We start from the raw sequence: 22,786 nt of genomic DNA, 5'->3' as shown, positions 1-22,786 counted from the left end.
CGACTGATTGGCTACCTCACGAGTTCGCTCTACGCTGCACTCCGGTAGGTGGCGCGGAAGACAGCATCCTCGAGCCACTTCTTGAAGTCCGCATTGTCCGCGTACTCCTTGAACAGCTGGGTCTCGTCCTTCACGAGGTCGAGCATCACCTTCCCGAGGGCATCAACCATCGCCACTTTCGCGTTGGCTTTGTCGTTGTTGCCCATCGCGGTCTTGTACGTCGGGTCTTCGGCGACCCTGGCCGGAACTTCCTCCGTCACACGCTGACGAATTCGCTCTTCGTCCTGCCACGAAATGTTCCCGAACAACGCATTGAATGACGCGAGAATCTCGCTGAGTCGCTCCAGATCAAGGTCAGGTCGTCCCCCGCTGCCCGTGTCGGGGACCGGATCGATCTCCGCGTTCCCGTCGGCCAATGCTATTTTCATAGCCGTCCGCTTTTCAACCCTGAACGAATCAAGGTCGATGCTTTCAAGGACGCCCGCAGAGAGGTCTTCACCCTGAGGCGAGGGCAGTTTCGGCACGAGGAACCCAAGGTAGATCGAGAGTTTCTCCCACCAGACGTTCGAGTACGGCAGGATCGCGGAGAGAAACCCATAGGTTCGCACAAAGGCCTTCGCCGACCCCTTGAATGCGACTTGCTCGTCCTCATCCATCGCCTCGACATACTCTGCCACCGCTGTGTCGAGCAGCGGATGCAACTCATTGATCGGTGCATCGGCCAGATAGCGCTCAACGAATAGGTCGATGTGCTCCTGCGCGAAGACGGCGGACTTCATGATGTCGGCAGCAAGGTCGTTGAGCTTGTTCGGGTCCGTCTCCGCGGCGAGAACGGTGGTCTCGTAGTAGTCCTGGAACGAGAGCTGGATGGTGTCGGTGTCGTTCGCGAAGTCGAGCACGGCACAGTCGTGTTTCTGCGGGTGGGAACGGTTCAACCGCGACAGAGTCTGCACCGCTTTGACGCCAGAGAGCGGCTTGTCGACGTACATTGTGTGCAGCAGCGGCTCGTCGTAGCCGGTCTGAAACTTGTCGGCACAAATCAGAATCCGGTAAGGATCTTCCTGGATGCGTGCGGCGATCGCCGAGCCGGGGAACCCGTTGTACTGCGCCTCGGTGATCTTGTTTCCGGAAACGTCCGTGAAGTCCGAAAACGCGACGATGGCCTTGTATGGCCGCTTCGTTTCGGCAAGGTAGGCGTTGACCGCCTCGAAATAGTCAATCGCCCTCTGGATCGTGCTGGTCACGATCATGGCTCTCGCCTGGCCGCCAATCTTGCGCGGCTGGTACACCTGAGCGTGGAAATGATCGACCATGACTTCGGCTTTCTGCCGAATCGCGTGCTTCTGCCCCTCAACATAGGAGCGCAGTTTCTTGGAAGCACGATTTGCATCGAACTCAGGATCGTCCTCGATGGTCTTGACCAGCTTGTAGTAGGTGTCGACGGGGATGAAATTGGCGAGAACGTCGAGGATGAATTTTTCCTCGATCGCTTGCCTCATCGTGTAGCTGTGGAACGGGCGATGTTTGACGATGCCATCCACCATGTAGGCATGACCGAATGTCTCAAGGGTCTTGTTCTTCGGTGTGGCGGTGAACGCGAAATACGACGCATTGGGCAGCATCTTCTTGGATTCCATGAGCCGATTCAGAGCGTCCTCGACGTCCTCAACCCCGTCGTCCAGCCCATCCTTCGACAGTGCCTGAGCCAATGCCGCAGAGACTTTCCCACCTTGGCTGGAATGGGCCTCGTCGATGATGATTGCGAAGTTCTTCTCCCGCTGGGCACCCGCCAGGTCCCGCACGATGTATGGGAACTTCTGGACGGTCGTGATGATGATCTTCTTGCCGGCCTCGATGGCGTCACGCAGATCCTTTGAGCTGTCCGCGTGCTGCACGGTCGAGCCCACCTGGGTGAATCCCTTGATCGTGTCTCGGATCTGATCGTCGAGAATCACCCGGTCGGTCACCACGATCACCGAGTCGAACGCGCGCACCCCATCGTGCTCCACCCCGGTCAACTGGTGCGCCAACCACGCGATCGAATTCGATTTGCCGGAGCCAGCAGAGTGCTGGATCAGGTAGCGGGTGCCCGCACCATGGGCTTCCACGTCCGCTAGGAGCTTTCGCACTACGTCGAGCTGGTGATAGCGGGGAAAGATCGCCGAGGCAGTTTTCGTGCCCGTCTTCGCGTCCTTAGTGCGCACGATGCTGGCGTAGTTCTCGATGATGTTGGCGAGACTGCGGGCTTCCAGCACGCGCTTCCAGAGGTAGTCCGTCATCACTCCTTGGGGGTTGACGGGGTTTCCCGCTCCACCGTTGTTCCCTTGGTCGAAGGGCAAGAACCACGATGCCGTCCCGGCGAGCTTCGGGCTGAAACGAACGTTGTGGTCGTCCACGGCGAAGTGCGCCATGCACCGGCCGAAGGCGAAGATCGGCTCGCGCGGGTCACGATCCGTCTTGTATTGCTTCACCGCATCTTCAACAGTCTGGTTGGTGATGTGGTTCTTCAGCTCGAAAGTGGCAACAGGCAGGCCGTTGACAAGAGCGATGAGGTCCAAGGACTTGCCGGCTTCACTCGAGCTGTAGTGCACCTGCCTGGTGATTTTGAGCCGGTTGGCGGCGAACAACTTCGCCGCTTTGGGGTTCTGCGCGGCAGGCGTCGGGAAATAGAGGTCGACCTGGTGCGGCCCGTGAGTGATGCCGTCGCGCAGGCAGGCGACAACTCCCTGCTTAGTAATCTCACCTTGGAGTCGGGCAAGGAACTTGTGGGTCGTAGGTGAGTCCCCGTCGAGGTCGAGGGCGTCGATCAGAGACGGCTGTGTCTCGTGGATAAATGCGCGAAGGTCCGGAAGGTCGAGACAGTAGGCAGAGCTGAAGGTCTTCGGGTCACCCTCGACCCAGCCCGGATTGCCCCCCAAGGCAACCATTTGGGCGACGATGAGCTCTTCCAGGCTCGCCTCATTAAGGCTGATCGGGGTCATGTGCCACTCCTTGCTCGCCTGCTGTAACTACGTATTCGAGCGTCGACTCATTCCAGCTGTCATCGAATAGCTGGTCCTCGGAGACGCCGAGGGACTGGCCGGCCAAATCCGGCAGGGTTTCAGCGATCGCGCGCACGTCGAACTTTCCGGTCACCACATCGGAAGTCAGACGCGTGCGAAACTCACGCAATAAGTCGATTTCGTACAGCACTCTGGACGCAACACGGGCATGGTCTTGCTCAACCTTTTCAGCAAACAGGATAATCTCTCGTTGCTCTGATTCAGGCGGTTGCGCACAATGCAGAGCATTGAAGTCAGCGTTGTACAACGGGCTCATTCCCGCAGTTACGCCGTAGACGATGGAGCTAAATATCGCTCGATACTGCGGAGTGTGAAAGAGCCGCTCATAGTAGGAACTTTTGACTCCTTTGGCGGGAGCAAAGACTGTGTAGTTCGGAGTTATAAGTCCCCTCAATGTGGCCGCCCAGAACACACCCAAATGGGCCTTGTATTTGTTCAGGACGAGATCCCCAACGTCACAAACCTGAAAAGAATCAAAGTTCGAGGCCTGCATTGACCGTTCGAGCATCTGGTCAGTGGGAACGAGACCTCTTGCCTGGGTGACGGACAGTTTCACTTCAGTACCGTCTCGGTTTCGTCTGTTCACAGGGCGAAATAGATATCGAGCTGGAATCATCTTCCAGCGAGCAGGAATGTCGCCGAGCCAGGGAAGGCCCGAATCCTTGAACGACACTGTCGGGTCAAGCCCGCGGGTGACGGCCTGATGAATTATGGCCTGCTTCTGCTCCTCGAGCAGCACGATGAGTTTGCGCTTGGCGTCGATGGCGCGGTCGATCCGGGCACGCGCGTGCCCGAGGTACTTCACGATGGCTGCCTGCTCGTCATACGGCGGCACCGGAAGCACCTGATTCGCGAAGGACTCGAATCTGAAGTCGGTGGACCTCTCCCGCACCCCTCGGGCAAGCGCCGCAATCCAACCCGTTCGAGCCATTTCGCGCACCACTGCAGCGTAGTAATGAACGTTGGAAGCACCCCGAGGAGTACACGCAGCGTAAACCGGCGACGATTTGCCGTCGCTGTCTGAAACACCAACAGCGCCAGCGAAAGCGTCCATGGCGTGGATCACTAGGTCGCCCTCCCGGATGCCTTGGTAGCCACTCTCCTGAATCGCCTCGGTGAAGCCGGTCAAGCGACGATTCGCCCTCAGGGTCACTAGACCATCTCGGAAGCACGTGACCACGCCGTCGCCGTCGAGTGGCTCGCGTTTCTCCCGTCGGAAAAGTGACTTCCCTCGGGCGGTGTCCCAGTGAGCGGGCAGATGGCCGAGCCATGCTACGGATTCATGCTCGCTCGGGATCTGGGCCGTTAGGTCTTTGAACATCACGCGACGATCTCACTCAAGAGGTCATCCGTTTCCGCTTCAAGGGCACGTATGTCTGCCCGAATCTCGTCGAGGGTGCGCACGGGAGCTGGCCTGTAGAAGTGGCGGGTGAAGCTCACCTCAAAGCCGATTTTGGTCCTTGCCTCGTCAATCCACGCGTCCGGCGAAAAGGGCAGCACTTCGCGGTGGACGTACGCCTCAATCCCGCTCGGATGCTCCCCCGCCGGTTCAGTCAGGGGAATCTGCTCTGAGTCACTCAGGTCGCCATCGCGCTCGTACTCCACGACCCTGGTCTTTCCGCCTATCTGAGTCGCGAAGAGACCGCGCATCGGGTCAGGCAGGGTGTCCGGCGTGTGAAGTTTCTTAATGATGGCCGGCGCATCGTCGGCGCGCTCCCTGCTCTCCTTGAGTGCCTTGATCTCTGCCGGCTTGTAGACGCGCTCCGGCTCAGCGCCAACCAAGCGAAGAGGTCGTTCGACCGCGACTTTGTAATAGCCGAAGTCTGCGTTATTGAAGATCTTCGATACTGCGTCATCCGCCTCATCAAACGAGTGGAAAGTCTTCATGATCGTCTCGGTGTTCTTGGTCGAGAGCTCGCAGCTCTTACTTCCCAAGTTCTTGCGCAACGGAGTGAACCACTTCGTCGCATCAATGAGTTGCACCTTGCCCTTGCGGCGATGCTGCTTGCGGTTACTCAGTACCCAGATGTAGGTCGCGATTCCGGTGTTGTAGAAGAGGTTCAGAGGCAGCGCGACGATCGCCTCGAGCATGTCGTTTTCTATCACGTAGCGACGGATGTTGGATTCGCCCTGCCCTGCATCCCCCGTGAACAGGGACGAACCGTTGTGAATCTCGGCGATGCGGCTGCCGGTGACGGTGCTGTGTTTCATCTTTGCGACGAGGTTCGCCAGAAACAGCATCTGGCCGTCGCTGGATCGAGTTACCAAGCTGAACTCGGAGTTTCCCGCGTGGTCGACAATGAAGCGCGGGTCGTTGATCTTCTTCGCTCCGCCCATGCGTTCCTGGTCGGTTTTCCACGACTTGCCGTAGGGGGGGTTGGAGAGCATGAAATCGAACTCCATATTGGCGAATGCGTCGTTCGACAGAGTCGAGTACTCGGGGCCGCCCTTGATATTGTCGGCGGCACGCCCGTCACCCTTGAGGATGAGGTCGGCTTTGGCAATGGCGAACGTTTCAGCGTTGATCTCCTGCCCGTAGAGGTGGGTGGAGATCTTCTTGCCTGCGGTCAGGCCAGCAAGAGTGTCCTCGGCGACCGTGAGCATTCCCCCCGTGCCCATGGCACCGTCATACAGGAGGTAGGTGCCGTCCGGGATGCTGTCAGCGATCGGTTCGAACATCAGGCGGGTCATGAGTTTTACGACGTCTCGGGGCGTCCAGTGCTCACCGGCCTCTTCGTTGTTCTCCTCGTTGAAGCGGCGAACAAGTTCCTCAAAGACGCTGCCCATGCCGTGGTTGTCGAGACTAGTTGGCGACAAATCGAGGGTGGGGTCGAGGAACTTTTCGATCAGCGTGCCGAGCGCATCCGCCTTGGTCAGGCGTGGGAGCTGGTTGCGAAACTCAAAGTTCTCCAGGATCTCCTGCACGTTCGGCGAGAACCCGTCAAGGTAAGCCTCGAAGTTCTGACGCAGCTGCGTCTGGGTGTTCGCGGCGCGGAGATCCTTCAGGAGGAACGCGCTTGTGTTGTAGAAGTCCTGTCCCGCAGCCTGCCTCAGGGCGGCATCCTGGTTAACGATCCCGGCATCATCCAGCGTCTTCTTGGTGCTCACGACCTCCTGCTTCGTCGTTGCGAGAACACTGTCCAGGCGCCGAAGCACTGTCATCGGCAGAATCACGTCGCGATACTTGCCACGCACGTATAGGTCCCGCAATACGTCATCGGCGATGTTCCAGATCAACTGTGCGAGGCGCTGGTTGGTGGTGCTGTTCAATTTGAAACTCTCCGTTCGGGGCACTGCAAGACAGCGGGACGCGCGATGACGGTCGAGGTCGCTCGGGTCACGACGCGTTCGTTCGATGGTAGGCGGATCATTTCGTGCGAATCCTTGTTCGGACCGTGTTGTGGCTGCCGTCAGACACAAGTGGTTTCTTTAGGTTATCGAGGTCCACAGACATGGTCACTCCGACTCTTCGATGAGGACAGGTGCCGGCACTGGCAGCCCCTCGTTGGTGACACCGAAGGGAACGTGGACGCTAGGTACGACTCGGGAAGCGGCCTTAAGATGGCCAGCCTGATCATCAAAGAAGAGATGCGGCTTCAAGATCTCCAAGACGTCCGCTTTCTCAATGCCGCCGAGGAAGAATGCATCGTTAACGGTGACGCCCCAGCCCTTCAGACTTCGGATCGCTCGCTCGTGGGAAGGGGCATTGCGTGCCGTGACGAGAGCAACATGCACTCGAAGCCTGTAACTGGGATCATCGCGTTTTACTTCTTCCTCCCGGCGTTGAATGCGGTTGATCCCCGCCAGCAGGTCACGCATAAGCCCCTTGGACATAGGGTCCTGGAGGTGCTCGACTTCATGGTCGTGGAACGCAGCTAGACCACTCGCCTGCATAACCTTCTCCGAGGAGTCGTCCGACAGCACACCGTCAAAGTCGAAAGCGATCCGGAGGTCGTCGCTGTCGTCGGTCGCGGAGGAAGTATCGAGAACTTGGCCAGCCGGATGGCCCAAGGCCACCGCACTTCGGACGTCGTTCTTGTCGGCCGAGAGAAAGAGCACCATCTTGAATGCCGGCATGAACATATGCGGCGATCTGCCTTGCATAAATACAGCTCGAGTTATGGCGAGGTCATGATGGGCCACGGACCGCATTACCCGAAGGCCGGTGTCTGGATCATTCTTCGAGAGGACGATCACCTCGACGAATGGCACCTCACCCTCAGCCGCCAGATCGTTCAACGACAGCAGGCGCTTGATGAAGGGGAAGGCGATGCCCGGAAGCAAGGGCTCAGCGATGCGCTCCTCTTGGTAGGCCCTATTGGCCTCTTCGCCTCGTGTCTGAAAGACAGCATCCGAATCGGTGAGATCGAAGAGTGCGCTCGAGGCAATTTCGATTACCAGTTGGTTACTCAGGTCATACGCCATACAGATTCCCCCCAGAAGTATTCCTTTGAGCGTAGGGGGCGTTAGCCGAAGGCAGAGACTCCGCCTTCATATTCGCCGGGGCTCCCGACTCGCAGGCGGTCTGGGGCTCGCCCATATGGGCACACGCACGGTTTCTGGTGGGGACAGGAGCCATCATGAAGTTCCTTGCCCAACGAGGATCGACCTCCTCCTCGCTATTCACCTTTGTCCTTGGACCTTGCCAGCGTCGCCGAATCGGATTCATTGGGCATCTTCGATTTTGACGGCCACACGTCCGCTTGATGCTGCTTGCGCGAGTTGTTCCCGCGCGGCCTCGAGCTCGTCTACTGCTTGCCGGAGCCACCTCAGTTTGTCGGTCACGAGGTCGTAGGCCTGGGCGTATGTGTCCTGGACCTCTATTGGAGGTTGCGTCACAAGAAACTCCTTGAGGGTGAAGTGTGTCCTAGATGCACCTGCGGCTAGGAATTTTTCGTTGACAGGCGCGGAGATGGCGGCCGCGAGGAATTCCGGGTTGAGTGAGCTGTCGAGGACGCGAATTGATTGCATGAATCGCCCGAGCACCCAGCCTGACTCTGTCCAGATGCGAGCCCGGACGCTCTGACCGTCCAGATACACGATGATCTCGCCTGGGGTTACGAGCTGCGCAGTTGAGCTGGGCGACGCGGCAACAAACTCCGTATCAAGGCCTGTGGGCATTGTGTCTGGTCGCACGTGGCGAACGGTCATCATCGGGTATCGTTCCGTCGCCTCTTCAAGTTCGCGTTCCATGTGTCGGCCACGCAGGACTGCAATTGATCCGGCTTTCTCGAGGCCACCGATCGAGGAAGGTGCTGGTGGTTCCTTCAGAGCAGTAACTTGCAGGTGAGGTAATCCATGACCGATGGTGGAGAGCGATTCGGATGCCGCCAAGTATGAGTGGACGAGCGCTGCGGTCCAGTCGTTTGCAGAGCGAGTCTCCGTCGGGTCGATTGTCCATCGGTTGGGCAGGAGCGTTGCCTCGGGAGCGAGGAGGTCCATGACGGGCACGTCAATGGCGAAGGATCTATCGAGATCCCCCGTGCGGCCGGCGCGCCAATTCTCGTAGGCGCTCAGGATTGGCCCGTCTTGACCCAACTCATCCGGGTTCAGGTTTGTGGCGTCGATGAGAAGTATGGTCGTTCGACGATCGATCTGGTCGGGTTCACCGAGTACCCAGACGGCTAGTGGGATAGCCGTGTTCGTCCGAAGTCGACGGGGAAGGGCGATCACCGCGCGCACCGCACCTCGTCGGATGAGTTCGTTGCGGATCGACGATGACTGCTTGTCCTGATGGGAAAGGAGTCCCAGTCCCGACACGACGATCGCAGTGCCGCCCGGCGCTAAATGGCTGATGGCCAGTTGGGGCCAGGCCCACTCCGGCTTGGTTGCTGGGGGGTTCCCAAATTCCCAATCTATCCAGTCAAGTTGCTGCCTATCTCTGCTGAACATCATGTTGAGGGGAGGGTCTACCAGTACAAGATCCGCTTTCTGCTCGTACAGAGGACTCTTGGTGAAGGAGTTGGCACTGTGCATCGAGATTCGTGAATCGGCCAGATAGGCCCGTATCCGCGCGACTTGTGCATACCCAGGGATGATATCAACGCCCTCGCCCCCGCTTGCTTTTCCTTTACTGAGAGCGGCCAGGAGCGTCCCTCCGGTACCGGCGGCGAGATCGAAAACGACACCATCGCTATCGGGGCTCAGGGCAACCATGAGATCAAGGAGGGGTTGTGGGGTTGAGTCAGTAGCGGCGGATGACCTTTGGAATTCTGCCAAAAACTCCTCGTAAACGTCGCGTGGCGGCCCTGCCGCAATGAGACGACCGAGCGCATCTACGACCGATGAATGAGGGAGCGTGGTCCAAAGGTCCGTCCCCGCAAGGTCGAACATTTCGGGAGACAGGTCGTCCCAGGAAGGCACGCGGTCGAGTACCAATTCTGGCGTCAGCTGTTCATCCGTCATCGCTGCAATGAGGGCAAGTGCACGGCCGATGAAATCAAACGCCTCGCTGGGAGACAGCACACCTCGAAAAGTATCTACAACAGCGTGGAGGCTGAGAGGCGGCGCTTCTATAGGCGCCCCTCCGAGTTGTGGATTCATCTGGAGCCACCGCTCGACGGCTTGGCGATCAAATCGCGGCCGGGTGCTTTCGCCGACAAGAATCCTCTCGGGGAACGTGCCCTGAAATCTCTTGCGCCAGTTGCTCACTGTCGAAAGGTCGACGTTCGCTAAGCGAGCGATGTCGCTTGTGGTCATTGTTCCATCTGTGCTGTCGCTCATAGTTACTTTCTTGATCTGGCCGGGGTCGTGGTCACGATGTGGGGGATGGCGTTTATGCCGCGATGGCGAAGGCCATTGCGGGGGAATCGATGTAGATCACATCTGTTGCGGCAAGGCGCATGCGTGCGGAGATGGCGGCTCTGCGGCTTACGACTGTCACGCGAGCGCCACGCCGGGCTATATCTGCAACAAAAGGAGCAAGACCGCCATCGCCGGAGGCGACAAAGACATGGTCGAACCGATCAGCCACGTTCTCGTCGAGCATGATGTTGGCGAGGCAGATGTCAGCGCCATCTTTGCCTGAACGAACCTGGTACCGGGCATCCGGCCACCCGTCTGCCATCGGGAGGAGGCTGCAATGTGCGCTGGCCAGAATGATGTGATCCTGAGGACCGACAGAGACAGCCGACGTGTAGAGGCCACGCATTTCTGCAACCATCGCCTCAGTGAGAAGGGATGATCCGCAGAGGTTCTCCGGGTCGAGCAAGTGGATAGCTCGGCCCCGCTTGAGGCGTGTAAGTGATGAGCTCATTTGGCCACTCCTTCCTAAAAGTTTTGGTGACGTAAAAGAGTAAACCACGTAAGTTTTCATGTGTCAATAGTTTTACATGAGCTGGGGTAAATTTTCTACTAATTCGTCTGAGTCGCAGCGCGCGCACGCCGCTCGTCGATCGCAAACTCACCCCAAGCCCATCCGAGCACGCGTCACACCCCCGGTATCTCCAGCTGAACGCGCGCGCACAATCGGGCACGTCCACCTACGGGTACTCGAGCGACTTTGGGCCGCCGCCTTGGGAGCGGCGCCTACTTATCAACAGGATTCAAACGCACTACGAGCCGCTCCTAACACAGCATCCGGCTCTTCGCGCAGGTGGTCAACCGGCCGATCTTCCGCTTCGAAAGACGTGGACGGTCCCATCAGCCAGAGCGCCAAATCCTCGGACCTCCACGAGTTCTCCGCTGCCAGATCGAGGAGGCCTGCGACGACCGGGAGGACCGCGCGCTTGTCCCGGTCGATCTGGAATCCTGGGTAGAGAACCCTCCCGCCGACCTCGACGCGGATGAGGCCGCGCAGCTCAAGTTTTGAGGAGGTCAAGTCCCGATCCGGTTCAGTCCCGAGAAGTTCATGAACCTCACCGGCGTCGAGCAGGCCGAATTCCTCGTCCATACGCCGCCAGGCCGCGGCCGTTTCGCGCCTGCTCCAGGCAAGCTCCGGCGAAACTGCGGCAGATTTCTCTGCCGCAGCCGCCGTATTCTCATCCGTTGGTTGCCGCTTGCCGTCCGGAATCGACGGATCATAATTGTCCCGCTCATTCACATGGCAATCCTGTACCCGCGCTCTGCTGAGAACGAGTCACTCATCCGAAATGCGTTCCGGCACGGGACCCTTACCGATGGTCTTTCCGGTTACCCCATGTCCAGATCGTGAGGTTATTCAGGCTGTCGATCCGGCTTGGGGCGAGCGTGCCAGCCCAGTACGCCATCCGCACTTTTGCGGCCCAACTCGCGAGCGTTTTCTCTGAGGCGTTGCGGCTCCGCGCTCTGGGTGCTCGACGGTTCACGTCAGTGAAGTGGGAGTACAGGATGAATTTCGCCTGCCACTGGTCCTCCTGAGGTTGGAAGGCGAAGCCGGGGATGCACAGCAACCGCCGCTCCTGATAGGACGACAAGCGCCCGTCGGCGAATGCTTTCCGCTGTGCACGAACTCGGTGGGTCAGCCCCTTCTCCTCTGATGAGATCGTTCCGGCGGGGAGCCGGCGGTTCTCCCGAGGCATCCGTCCCTCACGTGCGACGAAGGCCTCGAGGGCGAGCAAATTACGTACCCACACGATGACGTTGTTTGGGACGTGATCGTCGGTGGGATTGGCGCGGCTGAACGCGATCTCTGCCGTGTAGTAACGCAATGACTGAGCCTGGTCCCGCGTAGGGGTCGCGCGGTAGCGGGATTGGAGCTCTCGGTATTCGGTGTGCAGGTCGTCGACGGGGTTGGAGGTGGGCATTGTGGCCTTTCCGACCCGCACGGAAGTGCGGTGTCGGAAAGGTCATGCGCGGCACGCGCCTCGCGGCACGGCAAAATGAGCTCCGGAACAGGATCGCCGTTGCAGCTGAGTCGAGTCGCTCCTTCGGGCAAGACTAAGAAGCGGACGAGGTCGTGTCGATGAGGTGACGGATCACGGGCCTCGGGGCGACCGTCTACTTCCCAACCCGACTGGGCGTCGAGCCGCACACATGAGCGGAGCGACATCCCCTTCATTCCGCCGCTCAGGAACCCATGAACTCGATCAACAGTGTCTGCGCCGCATTCCGTGCTGTCGACATCGTCTGGCCCAAGTACGTCTGGTTCCACGCTGACATCCGTCAGCAGGTCAACCCTGAGCATGACGACGAGCAGGCAGACCGTGTGCCGCGGCTCGGGGCCGCCATGTTGCAAGGCCGGTTCGCCTCGACCAAGCTGATAGATCGTTCCTTTCGGGGCATACGCCACCGCGAATCGTGCCATCGTATGCATGCCCTGCGTTTCCTCATGGCACGCAGAATATGGTCCATCGTTGTCGGCCCAGCTTCGGCCACCGCCTTGGCTTCCATGATCTCGAGTGACAGTCCAGTTCAAGCTTTTGTCACTCACTTCGGATAATCCGCCTGACAAGATAGTTGAGAGCCAGGCTGTTGTCTTGCGCAGACGCGACGTGACGTGACGTGACGTGACGTGACGTGACGTGACTACGGTCGTCAGCCTGTCGCAGTTGACGCACCTTGGAGCGACTTTCTGACGGACAGGTCAAACCCAACAGGCCCTGCTGCGGCCGTCGGTGCAGACCAGCATTCAGCAGGCCGTTCCCACTGGATGTCCGCTCAACCCGAACCATTCTGAGCGCCTCGATGGAAAACACGCTGGGTGAGCGCCGACTTCAGCAGCATGGAAGGCATGATGAGGCGTGCCACGGCTCGGAGCCCTGCCCAGTGCGATCGTCCGCCCCGACAAGGACGCCTCCCATCGCTTGGGTACCCCATTGGGCAAGTACCTCGAGACGAAGGCCTAGACGTACCGAGCCATCAGGTTGGTGACACGCGCTGGAGCGGGGTGGTTCCGATGCCGGTGTGGCTGCGTTCAATGTTGTAGTAGTTGAGCCAGGGGTCAAGGGCTTGGGTGCGTTCGGCGCTGCTGGTGAAGACGTGGCGGTAGGCCCACTCGGTTTGAGGGTGCGGTTGAAGCCTTCGATTTTTCCGTTGGTCCACGGGCAGTGCGGTTTGATGAAGCGTTGCTGGGCTCCGAGGGTCGCGACAGCGTCTTTGAAGGCTTGGGATTTTCGGTAGGCGAAGGCGTTGTCGCACAGGACGCGTTCGATTGTGGCGATGCCACAGCTGGCGAAGAACGCCGCCGCGCGGAGGAGAACGCCGGCCGGTCGGACAGCAGGGGCTCTAGTACCGGCGGCGGTCGCGGGGGTGCATCGTGTTTCGGGTCTTCCGATACGATGCGCTGAGGGGTACGCCGATATGGGGAGTTTGAGATGGCAGAAATGACGAGCGTGGATCTGATCCCGATTGAAAGTCAGACGAGAACGATACAAACCTGCTTTCAGCAGTGCTTGTATGAAGTCCCGAACTTCCAGCGGCCCTATAGCTGGAACGCCGAGCAACTTGAAGACTTTTGGGATGACGTGGTACTCGCACGAGGAGACTTCTTCTTCGGATCCACGGTGACGTGGGTGAGCAACAAAAGAGATTTGTTCAACGACACTTACTCCATCATTGACGGCCAGCAGCGGCTGACGACGAGTGCAATTTTCCTCTCCGTCGTCCGCGACGCGTTTAACGAAGTTGCTGTGACCGCAAATACGGACGATGCCGAAACTGCGAAAGTGGCTGAGAGCCAGGCGGTTGCCACGCAGAGATACCTCATCGTCTCCGATGACGACGGCAACGCGTATCCGGTCTTAACACGACCAGAGAGAATGTTCTATGAACAGATCCAAAACCCAAACGCCATACCCTCTGGGGCAATGTGGAATGGCAGCGCTGAAAGAATTGGCGAGGCTCGACGCTTCTTTGAGTTTCGCGTCCTTCAATCCGTAGAAGGACTCACCGCAGGGGAGCAGATTGAGGAGTTGAAGACTATTCGGGCCAACGTCCTCAAGGCGCGAGTCATTCAAGTCGAACTCGCGTCGGAAGAGGATGGGTTTCTCATATTCGAGACTCTCAACACTCGTGGGGCCGACTTGCGGCTCGCTGACCTTGTCAAAAACCTCCTAGTCCGGGGAGTCGCCACCAACGTTCCTGATCGTCAAGCAATCTCAGATCGATGGGATCGCGTTGTCGACCGCGTTCAAGAAGGCAGGGTCGCCTCTGACGTTGTTGATCGATTTATTTGGCAGTCCTGGAATTCGCGACGCGATGCACTCAAGGAGCCCGAACTTTTTAAGGCCGTCCGTGCTCTCACCGCACCGAGCCCCGCTAATCACCTCGGATATCTCGAAGAACTTGAGGTGGATTCGCTTACGTATCAGTTTCTTGAGGACGAAGACGTACGAGTACAGGCCAAAGTTCTCGGCGAGCGGAATGCCATGGCAATCGCTCAGTTTGTTGATAGCGTGCGAGCACTCGCTATCTTCAACGTTTCAGTTGCGAATTCGACCGTCATGGCGATTGCGCGCAAGTACAACGGGACCACTATCTTCAAGGAAGCACAACTGATTGAGGTGATGCGCTTAGTGGAAAACTTCCACTTTCAATTCACGTCTCTCACCAATAGCGGCTCCACCGGAGGCACTCGAGGCCGATACAACCGCTTCGCCGTGCGTCTGGAAAAAGCAACAACGAAAGCTGAAGTGGCGGCCGCTATCTCGGACTTCAAGGTCCGACTCCGGAATAGCTTGCCATCACGAGCTGCCGCCGAGCAGGCATTCCGGGAGCTCTTCTATGCGCCAACTCTCCACCTAACTCAAGCGCAGAAAATTCGTGGGCGGAAAATATTCGTTTCCTACGTGCTCATGTCATTTGCGAAGTGGAAAAAACTTCTTCCTCCTGGTCAAAGCCTCACTTCTTGGTCGATTGAGCACATCAAGCCGCAATCTCTCGCTCCAGACGACTCTCGCAATGCCGTCTACTCCATCGGGAATCTAACACTGTTGACACAGGCACTGAACAGTTCTCTGGGTGATGCGGAGCTCCCGGTGAAGGCGGCTGCCCTGCGAAGTGGAAGTGCCTACTTCGACGCCGAATTAGAGTCCTGGGCGAGCAGCGGCTTATTGGTACCAACTGACAAACAGGTTGCAGCACGATCGAGAACTCTCGCGGTGGAGGCACTCGAACACGTTTGGAAGCTCTGAGTTCGATTGTGGCGGCGATCCGGTCCGCGACAGTCCGGGCAGACTTCATTGAAAGCCCGTCCGAGCGTTGGTGTTCGTGCTCAATGAGGCCGGGTATCGAAAGAAGACCTGCGGCGCGGCTAGTACAAGACCTGATCGCTCTTGCCACACACCGTGCCGCAGGCGTCGTCTGGCTGCGTCTTAACCGCGACTTGCGGGGGGCTTTCGGACTGACCTCGACTTGACCGAAGTGTAGAAGCTCCCTACTCGCGCTCTGGGGTCCGGAGACACGTCGGGGCCTATCGTCGGTATTTTGAGGCGCAGAGTGGTCAGGTCCCCCGCACAACTGGAAGAGTCAAACTCTGTCCCGAAACCCGACACGACTTGCGGAAAGAGCGGGGTTTCCAAGTAGGCAGGACCCAGCGGAGCAGGCAGGCGGAATAAGGGCAAGAATTTCAGGTTATAGGGCGTCGTTCGGAGCCACACCTTCGAAGTCGTATCCAGTAAACCATCTCGATGCCAGCCACGCGACGGCCGCCACCTTGTGTTCGTGCTGGGATCCGAAGCAGCCTTGTATGACCCTGAGGTGGTCGAAAGCTTGCTGGGCGTTGATTCCTGGGCGCGGGTAGAGCTGCACGGTGGGCGGCAACCCCTCAAAGAACCATCGGCCCTGAAACTGGGTCCATTTCACGGCTTCCGCATTGCCAGAGGACGCGGGCCTGCGGTAGTCATCTGGGATCAAGATGAGCGCCGGCAGCAAGTCCGGGTCGGCGCCGCGGGCCGGATAAACGAGATCAGCCGGCGTAATCGTTGTTGATGGCACCGCGAACCTTTCACCGTCAAGGTTGTCCGTCATGTTCTGATTCTGCACCGCGTGACCGCCCGGGCGGCGGATATTCCCGGAAGTGTATTCCGGCACGGGAGCTTGAGTCACCGGGCTGGGCTACTCTTCCGCGCGGGACGATGCGACCCGAAAGCGAATCAACTCGGCGGTTTTCTCGGCCTCCCTCATCGCTTGAAGAATGGCTGCATGGTTGTCCCAGTGTTGAGCCCACAATTGATCGCCAACAACGGCCGCAAAGTCGATACGGGTGGGTGTTTCCCACGCTTCAAAGGCAAGAAGGCGACTCACCCTTGCCTCTAGCCCGGTGATCCCACGGGTCTGAGGTGACAGTGGTGCCGAACTGAACATCCACTGCCGCCATGGCTTATTGCCCTTGCTCTGATTGCATTTGCCGCAAGCGGGCACAAGATTGTGAATCTCCGAGATGTAACCAGTTGGCTTCTGAAGTATGACGAGCGGCCGAAGGTGGTCCCATTCGGATGCGGGATCGCCGCAGTAGGAGCACACCACAGTGTCCTCCATGCCGAGGATCCCGAGGGCCTCCTCAATCTGCTCAAGCGTCGGCGGCAGGACCGGGATAATGCCACTTACAAAAGAATTTGTGATGCTCGAGGAACGACCAGTTATGCGCACCGGCTTGGGCATCGCGAATCGAAACACTGCACGGTCGACCATAGTTATGGGCTCCCCCCTCGCGCCGGTGCCGATCACGTGGCTGTCGCGAGAATCTCGTCAAGCGCCGCATTCCCGTGCCCAATTTCGTCTAGATCGGCTAATTCATCTTATCCACTGGTGTTTCTTTTCGGTGGCGGGACAAAGGACGGCCTCCATGGGGTCCTTCAGCGGGAACAATCGCCCCCAAACCGTCGGCCCTTTCGCCATGGCGCTACCGGGAGAATCAGAAATCGTCGTCGTTGGAGGTCAGCCTGGGCGTCGCCCTGAGAATGCGCCCAAGAAGACGTTCGGCCTGCGCGACGTCCTCAAACTTGATGAGCACGTCACCTCGAAGCATCTTTGACAAGCGGTCATAGCGCGACCCCGTCATTTCGGCGTACTGGGCCACGGTTTGCCCGCTCTCGCGAAGTCGTTTGTTGATGCGGCAGGCATACAGATGGTGCCACCGCGCGGCCCACAGCCGATCTTGCTCCGCAACGTTGGCAGGCGCAAGCCAGCTGATTTCCTCATATTTCCCGAACTCGACCGGGATTTGAGCGTACGCACGCGGTCGGTATCGGGGATTCGACATGCAACAAGGTTAGCCCTAAATAGGGTCTATTAGCTTAATATTGGGTCTGTGCGTCCATGAAGGCACGTTTGGCTTTTTACTGCGGGTCCACGACGCGCTAATGCGGCCGTTTGCCGGAATTCGTCCCATCACCGAGAGCGGGTGCGATCGTGGTCGCGGCGCATCCCGGGAGAGCTATTTCGTGACCATTGGGCCAACCGACAGGGAGCGACAACCAGATGCCCTATCAACCTCGCGGAACGATTGTCAGGCGTCTGACGAGCGCAATCGTGGCTTTCGGTGTGGGGTCGGTGATGACCGGCTGCGCCTTTCTCGGGTCGAGCGGCGGCGTCTCGGAACTCGTTGGGAATCCAAGGCCGGAGCGCGAACCTGTCTTCCAAGAGCCGACCGATGCGGAAATCCAGGACGCGTCAAGGATGTCGTGGGATTGCTACTTCGACCCGACGATGAACGACGACTGGCACGACGACGTAATCTGCCGCGACGGCGTCGAGTCGGTCCGGCCGATCCTGCTGCCCGAATCGGGCTTCGTCACAGAGGCCGAGATGATCGTGGCCGGCGAGGCTTTTCAAGTGGAACTGAACCGCTACCTTCGGCTAGGTACTCGGTCAGCATCGGCTGAGCAAACCATGTCCGTGTGTCCTGCGGTTTCGACACCGGCGACGAGTCGTGACCTCAGAGCGGCGATGCGAAATCGCTCCGTATACGAAGTCAACGACCGACTAGCAGCGGAGCCCGAAATGTACTTGGTTCCTGCGCACAAGTTCGGCGGTGGCCCAGACGACGCTGTAGCTGAATAGGAACTTGAGCCATTGCTCCGGGGAGGGACCCGTCCCTAGTTTGGATCAAGACCATAGACCACACGATCGCAACCGCCGCGGCTCTGGAGAAATGGGCGATGACCGTCGGCAACCAGTCACGCATCTCTATTCCTCTCGGTGGCCTTGAGAGCTGCCTCGCGGGACCGCCGCGCTAGGCTCGCGCTATGCATACTGGCTCCGCCGCACCCTCAGGAGAAGCATCGCTGTTCGTCCTGCCGGACATCCTCGAGCCCAACCTCCGAGTCGTTTTCTGCGGAACCGCGGTCAGCGATGAGTCGGCAGCGCGCGGTCACTACTACTCCAAGCCAAGCAACTCCTTCTGGCAGCTCCTCCACTTGGCAGGTTTCACGCCCCGCCAACTTCGACCAGACGAGGACCAGAGCCTGCCCGAGTTCGGCATTGGCATGACCGACCTCGTGAAAGAGGTCGCCCAAAGCCATGACAGAAATCTCAACTATTCAGGGGCACGATCGGTAACGACCCACATAGAAGCGGCCGCGCCGATTTGGGTGGCCTTCAACGGCAACAGAGCTGGCGGCGAGGCCGCGAAGGTCCTTGGACACCGGAAGCCCCGTGGCCTGGGTGTGGCCACGTTCATGATTGGGCGCAGCAACGTGTTCATCCTGCCGAGCAGCAGCAGCGCGAATCGGGGACTTGGCGGGCTGGATGGCCGTGCGACTCGTGTTGAGTGATGGGCGGAACTCGTGCAGCTGGCGGAATTCGCCTAACCTCTCAGCTGTCCGAGACCGGTTCGTTCGCAGGGTCGCGGAGCGCCGTCAGGAAAGCGTCGCGGAGAGCCGCTTCATTTATCGGTACTGGCTGCTGGTTAGAACCGGCAGACCTGAACTGTTTGACGTAAAACCTGCACGTCTCCCGCAATAACAGCCCGTACTGCGGAACATGCCCGCTTCCATCGCAGATCGGGCACTTGGGCCGCCGACCATGCTGTCTGTCGCCAGTATTGAAGCAGGTGCTGCACACCAGGAGCCCACCAAGGCACTCTTCGAGGAGGACCCGACCAAGATAGCGGCTGCTCACGGGGATGTTCATCTGCACGTCGGTCTCGTCGACGATGAGTGGCACTAGCCATCGGCTCCGATCCTCTTCCTCAACTATGAGCGCGATCTCGTCCCACTCGCGGTCTAAAGGGATAGCCCAATAGATCCGCTCCGTTGCCCCTCGCATCTGGTTTTCCTCAGCCGACCTTCGGAAAAGAGTTTCGTTAGGAGTCGTATGCCCGTAGATCGCCTGCCATATGCCCATAGTTCGAGCGTTCGTGATATTCGTATGGCGCTTTTCCAAAGGGAACTCGATGTACCTCGCCAGGCTCGCGTTGTCCTGCGGCAGGGCGGGGATGTTGGATACCAGGTCGACGGCAGCGTCTTCGTCTTCTTCCGTTGCGGCCAGCCATGACTCGGCTGCCTGACGCCACCCTTCGTAGGTCCTCGCACCAATGCCGTCACCATAGGGTCGGCAGTCGACGGCGCGCCGAAGCAGATCACGTGCGACCAGGAACTTCGCGACCGCGTCGAATGGCGGCGCGAACTCGTTCCGTTCGCGCTCGAAAAGTTTGCGTAGAGCCTCCCCCTGTTCGCCCGTTGCTGGCGCGACGACGTCATCGTAGAACGCCTTATCTCTCCGCCGTCGTGCGCCCGGCCGCAGGAAGTCCTCGTCCAAGGCACGGCTCCATCGAGACCGGAGGATTCCGAGGAGCATGTCTGGTCGATCTGAGTGAACGAAGGCTCCTCCCAAAATGTCGTGCCGCTTGTCGTAGCGCAGCATGGGGAATTCAATGGGCTCACGAAGCGCGGTCGTGAACTGTCCGTTCGGTTCAAGGTGCCTTCGCTCGACGCCCGGGTAGAAGGTCTGGGCTATCTCGTAGGAGACTCGATAGTGGTCCCAATGCACGGGGTCGAAGAGCTCGATCCCCGGATGAGCAAATCCCGAGGAGTCCTCACCCCACCGACGCCTGTATGACGCCTCCAGCGTGATCACGGTGTCGGCAAACCTGTTAACCAGCATCTCGAGCAGTGACGCGAAAGCTGACGATGCGGCTGCTTTGTGCCCTGATTTCTCACGGCGCACGAAGCCTCGTGAAAATCTGTATCGCAATTCTTGCCGGAGGTCATCGACCAGAAGGCGGTCGTCGGCGGCGGCCGCGTCAACCCAATCTAGGTAAAGCGTGAAGAGGTCACGTGCCTCATCGGAAGCCAACATGTGCTGGTCCTCTAGATGTTCCATCATTTGGAGGACCACCTCGCAAAGCTTCCCGATTCTGTAGTCGATCTCGGGATCAGAAGGGACGCGGGTGAGGGCGCCAAATAACTGACGAAGGGCTTTTATTTGCGCGTAGATGGAGACGTGCCTTCCGAGACGAATCTCTGTAAACGGCGTCGTGATTAGTTCACAGATAGCGTCAAACTGCGGCCGGCCATTGAGCGTCAGAGGCGACACTTCAAGTGTCTGGACTGCAAGGTCTGACGAGCGCTGCACCCATCCGTTTTCGGGCCCAGAGTTCATACAAAAGAAGCTTTTCGTTCTGCCTAGGGATTGATATTTTGCCCCTCGATAATCTTCCGAAACCCCGGCCGTGGCGAAGTCTGCGGCGGCACTTGTCAGGAGCGCTCGTGCCTGCGGCATGGTGGACCCTCCGAGCGCAAACATGCTGAGGCGGTTGAATGCCGCCGTCGCAGTTTGGGTCTGGCCAAAGAGCAGGCCTGAGTTGCCCGCCCTGAGCCACTTCATAAATTCAGTCACTCGCTCGACCTCGTGACCATCGATGTCCCCAAGGACTGCGATCACTAGATGGTTGGCCGGATCGCCTCTTTTCAGTGCGATCTCGAGGAGAGCCAGGAGACCCAACTGGACATCCTCCCGAAGGGAATCACTGGCAGCAGCGTCGCGGAGGGACGGGAGCGCTGTAGCGGCCTCATTCAGGCCGTTCAAACGCGACCTCACAGTCAGCGCGCGCGATGCCCTCCTGACGGTGGCCCGAATAATGCCGCGGGGTAAGCCAGCGGCGACGGTGCGACGCATCACAATCGGGACAGCGATGCCCAGCACAATCGAAAGCCCGATGCTAAGCCAGACATACGCCAAGCTCGGATAGACCGAGGCAATCAGCGGAAACACCACGTTCGCTGCAGCGTAGAAACCAATGAAGATCAAGTCGCCCAGACCAAGCCTTACCCGGCGCAGATCAAAACGGGAGCTCAACTGCATTGCCACTATTCGGATGCCGAGCACAAATGCCAAAATCGTTCCGTTGACCTGGACAAGGGTCAAGAGGACACCCGCCAACGACTCGTCGGCTGCGAACAGAGTCGACCAAGCATCAGGTGTCAGCATGCCATCACCCTAGTGAGCGGGACTCATTTACGTCGAGACAACGGAATAAATTATCAGCATTGCCGCCACATCCGCGCGCGATCGAACCAGCGCTGTGCGGAAGCCGAGGTCCTTCGTAAGATACCGGCCCCCAGCACCGCATATCCCAGACTCAGATTGTGACGACCAAACACGCACCATGCTTTACAAAACTGCGGATCGGCGTGATTCTTGAAAAATGGACGAGTCAAGAGTTTGTACGCTCGGGACACTCATCGCCATTGCCCGGACGCGCGTCGCCGCGGACCGAAAGATCGGCGCACAAACGCCGGAAGGGATATCGGCTCTAGCTCGCGTGACCAGTGATTGGCACGCCACCTCGCACGACCCCCACGACGCTCCCCTCGGCGATCGGCGGCGAGGAAGCCGGGAGCCTGAGCCCCATGGCACAAAACAAGCTCAGGCGCCGGAAAAAGCCTAAGGCTCTTCTTGAATGACGCGGCCCTCCCAGGTCTATCCCCGGAGCCCGCTCATGATCGGACCGCACGTCGCCGCGGCACTTCGGGTGGGCGGCCCAACTTGTAAATCGGCGGAACGCGTTACCCAACCGTCGCTCAACTCACCAGAAAGAACCAAGCGCAAAAGGTGCGCTTGGTTCTTTCTGGTGAGTTGAGCGATCATCGAGAAGCCTTGGGCCGTGCCCCGGCCTGCAGCTATGTCATCGGCCCTCGTACCAGTGCACTACTCGCCCGTTGAGCACCGCCGGTGTCTCGGTGGCTGAACAGGCTGCTTGAGAGGTCGCCCCGACGCCCACCCAGCTCCCGTAGCGAGTCCAGATGTAACCGCCCGAGTACCATCTTGTGCAACCGATTGCCGCGCGGACCTGGGTGCGGGGGCTGCTGCTTTGCGAGCAGGTGACCTGCGCAAACTTCTGCCACTGGGCCAGCGTGCAGTTTGTCAGTGCCATCGCAGGCGCCGCGGCGCCGATCGACATGCCGACGGCAAGAGCTCCAGCCAGTGCAACCGCAGTCAACTTCTTTCGAATTGTCAGCTTCATGCCCGGAACATACGGTGACGCGATACGCCTGTCAACCAGCAATATTCGTCTTGTGTGAGTCGGAGCCTGCATCGTGGGACTCGCTCAAAAGGGCACTGCGGTGAAAATGTGCGGTTGGCGCCTTCGACCTGCGGTTTGTTGGCTTCAGAATTCACGAGGAGCTGACCGAGTAGCGACGAATGCTAGCGCTGAGACAGGCCCGGAGGTCTTTGTTGCGGCGTGTCGGAAAGTGTATTCCGGCACGGATCCGACACTGGCGCAAACTCGGATATCTTCCCTCCATCAAGCTCTGAACAGGGGTTTGGCCTCCACAGGAAGAATCGACATGTTTGACCAAACGTCTCTGAGCCGGAGCATGCTCGGCTCCGACAATCCTTGCCCTCTGGGCTGCATCCTGCAG

At 59.0% G+C, this 22,786-nt stretch carries 17 protein-coding genes and 1 pseudogene; 4 read left to right on the top strand and 14 right to left on the bottom strand.

Annotation, left to right across the window (positions count from 1 at the left end):
• Positions 1-29: 29 nt before the first annotated feature.
• The 8 genes from BJ997_RS18455 to BJ997_RS18420 all read right to left on the bottom strand — a co-directional run bounded on the left by BJ997_RS18455 (position 30) and on the right by BJ997_RS18420 (position 11,785).
• The gene (locus BJ997_RS18455; RefSeq protein ID WP_035836366.1) at positions 30-2,981 is read right to left on the bottom strand and encodes a type I restriction endonuclease subunit R; all 2,952 of its coding nucleotides are present in this window, start codon (positions 2,979-2,981) and stop codon (positions 30-32) included.
• A complete protein-coding gene (locus BJ997_RS18450) occupies positions 2,962-4,191 on the bottom strand; it encodes a restriction endonuclease subunit S (protein ID WP_152602156.1) in 1,230 nt (409 codons plus the stop codon). Before BJ997_RS18450 ends, BJ997_RS18455 begins: the two co-directional genes overlap by 20 nt.
• 191 nt (positions 4,192-4,382) lie before the next feature.
• The gene (locus BJ997_RS18445; protein ID WP_035836365.1) at positions 4,383-6,332 is read right to left on the bottom strand and encodes a type I restriction-modification system subunit M; all 1,950 of its coding nucleotides are present in this window, start codon (positions 6,330-6,332) and stop codon (positions 4,383-4,385) included.
• Between the two features lie 186 nt (positions 6,333-6,518).
• Positions 6,519-7,487 carry a 5'-nucleotidase gene (locus BJ997_RS18440; protein WP_052542177.1) on the bottom strand — a complete coding sequence of 323 codons (969 nt, stop codon included), beginning with the start codon at positions 7,485-7,487 and terminating at the stop codon, positions 6,519-6,521.
• 240 nt (positions 7,488-7,727) lie between these two features.
• Positions 7,728-9,785, bottom strand: a complete 2,058-nt coding sequence (locus tag BJ997_RS18435; protein ID WP_035836364.1) for an N-6 DNA methylase — start codon at positions 9,783-9,785, stop codon at positions 7,728-7,730.
• 52 nt (positions 9,786-9,837) lie between these two features.
• Positions 9,838-10,317, bottom strand: coding sequence for an NYN domain-containing protein (locus tag BJ997_RS18430; RefSeq protein ID WP_035836363.1), 480 nt, complete (start codon positions 10,315-10,317; stop codon positions 9,838-9,840).
• A gap of 279 nt (positions 10,318-10,596) precedes the next feature.
• Positions 10,597-11,103 (bottom strand): hypothetical protein, encoded by a 507-nt coding sequence (locus tag BJ997_RS18425; RefSeq protein WP_152602155.1) that lies wholly within the window; start codon positions 11,101-11,103, stop codon positions 10,597-10,599.
• Between the two features lie 70 nt (positions 11,104-11,173).
• Positions 11,174-11,785, bottom strand: a complete 612-nt coding sequence (locus tag BJ997_RS18420; RefSeq protein ID WP_035836361.1) for a hypothetical protein — start codon at positions 11,783-11,785, stop codon at positions 11,174-11,176.
• Between the two features lie 272 nt (positions 11,786-12,057).
• Here BJ997_RS18420 and BJ997_RS18415 point away from each other — a divergent pair, with 272 nt between their 5' ends.
• Positions 12,058-12,420 carry a hypothetical protein gene (locus BJ997_RS18415; RefSeq protein ID WP_035836360.1) on the top strand — a complete coding sequence of 121 codons (363 nt, stop codon included), beginning with the start codon at positions 12,058-12,060 and terminating at the stop codon, positions 12,418-12,420.
• Between the two features lie 419 nt (positions 12,421-12,839).
• Here the strand turns inward: BJ997_RS18415 and BJ997_RS21635 are convergent.
• Positions 12,840-13,186, bottom strand: a pseudogene (locus tag BJ997_RS21635) (integrase core domain-containing protein); the annotation flags it as partial.
• A gap of 108 nt (positions 13,187-13,294) precedes the next feature.
• On the opposite strand from BJ997_RS21635, the gene BJ997_RS18405 reads away from it, so the two are divergent.
• On the top strand, positions 13,295-15,112 hold the full coding sequence (locus BJ997_RS18405) for a DUF262 domain-containing protein (RefSeq protein WP_035836359.1): 1,818 nt from the start codon (positions 13,295-13,297) through the stop codon (positions 15,110-15,112).
• A 439-nt stretch (positions 15,113-15,551) separates the two neighbouring features.
• Here the strand turns inward: BJ997_RS18405 and BJ997_RS18400 are convergent, their stop codons facing one another.
• The 3 genes from BJ997_RS18400 to BJ997_RS18390 all read right to left on the bottom strand — a co-directional run bounded on the left by BJ997_RS18400 (position 15,552) and on the right by BJ997_RS18390 (position 17,181).
• Complete coding sequence (locus BJ997_RS18400) at positions 15,552-15,947, bottom strand: hypothetical protein (RefSeq protein WP_035836358.1); 396 nt, start codon at positions 15,945-15,947, stop codon at positions 15,552-15,554.
• Positions 15,948-16,034: 87 nt separating this feature from the next.
• Positions 16,035-16,610 carry an HNH endonuclease signature motif containing protein gene (locus tag BJ997_RS18395; protein ID WP_052542180.1) on the bottom strand — a complete coding sequence of 192 codons (576 nt, stop codon included), beginning with the start codon at positions 16,608-16,610 and terminating at the stop codon, positions 16,035-16,037.
• A gap of 223 nt (positions 16,611-16,833) precedes the next feature.
• Entirely contained in the window at positions 16,834-17,181 is a 348-nt protein-coding gene (locus BJ997_RS18390; protein ID WP_035836357.1) for a hypothetical protein, read from the bottom strand.
• 269 nt (positions 17,182-17,450) lie between these two features.
• Here BJ997_RS18390 and BJ997_RS18385 point away from each other — a divergent pair, with 269 nt between their 5' ends.
• A complete protein-coding gene (locus tag BJ997_RS18385) occupies positions 17,451-17,981 on the top strand; it encodes a hypothetical protein (RefSeq protein ID WP_035836356.1) in 531 nt (176 codons plus the stop codon).
• A 185-nt stretch (positions 17,982-18,166) separates the two neighbouring features.
• Complete coding sequence (locus tag BJ997_RS18380) at positions 18,167-18,694, top strand: mismatch-specific DNA-glycosylase (protein ID WP_052542175.1); 528 nt, start codon at positions 18,167-18,169, stop codon at positions 18,692-18,694.
• A gap of 40 nt (positions 18,695-18,734) precedes the next feature.
• Here the strand turns inward: BJ997_RS18380 and BJ997_RS18375 are convergent, their stop codons facing one another.
• Complete coding sequence (locus BJ997_RS18375) at positions 18,735-21,350, bottom strand: hypothetical protein (protein ID WP_035836355.1); 2,616 nt, start codon at positions 21,348-21,350, stop codon at positions 18,735-18,737.
• Positions 21,351-22,047: 697 nt separating this feature from the next.
• Positions 22,048-22,386 (bottom strand): hypothetical protein, encoded by a 339-nt coding sequence (locus tag BJ997_RS21240; RefSeq protein ID WP_152602152.1) that lies wholly within the window; start codon positions 22,384-22,386, stop codon positions 22,048-22,050.
• Positions 22,387-22,786 lie beyond the last annotated feature (400 nt).

Source organism: Cryobacterium roopkundense, from assembly GCF_014200405.1.
GTDB lineage: Bacteria > Actinomycetota > Actinomycetes > Actinomycetales > Microbacteriaceae > Cryobacterium > Cryobacterium roopkundense.
The sequence above is the reverse complement of the archived record's forward strand: the minus strand, read 5'-3'. Positions and strand labels throughout refer to the sequence as shown.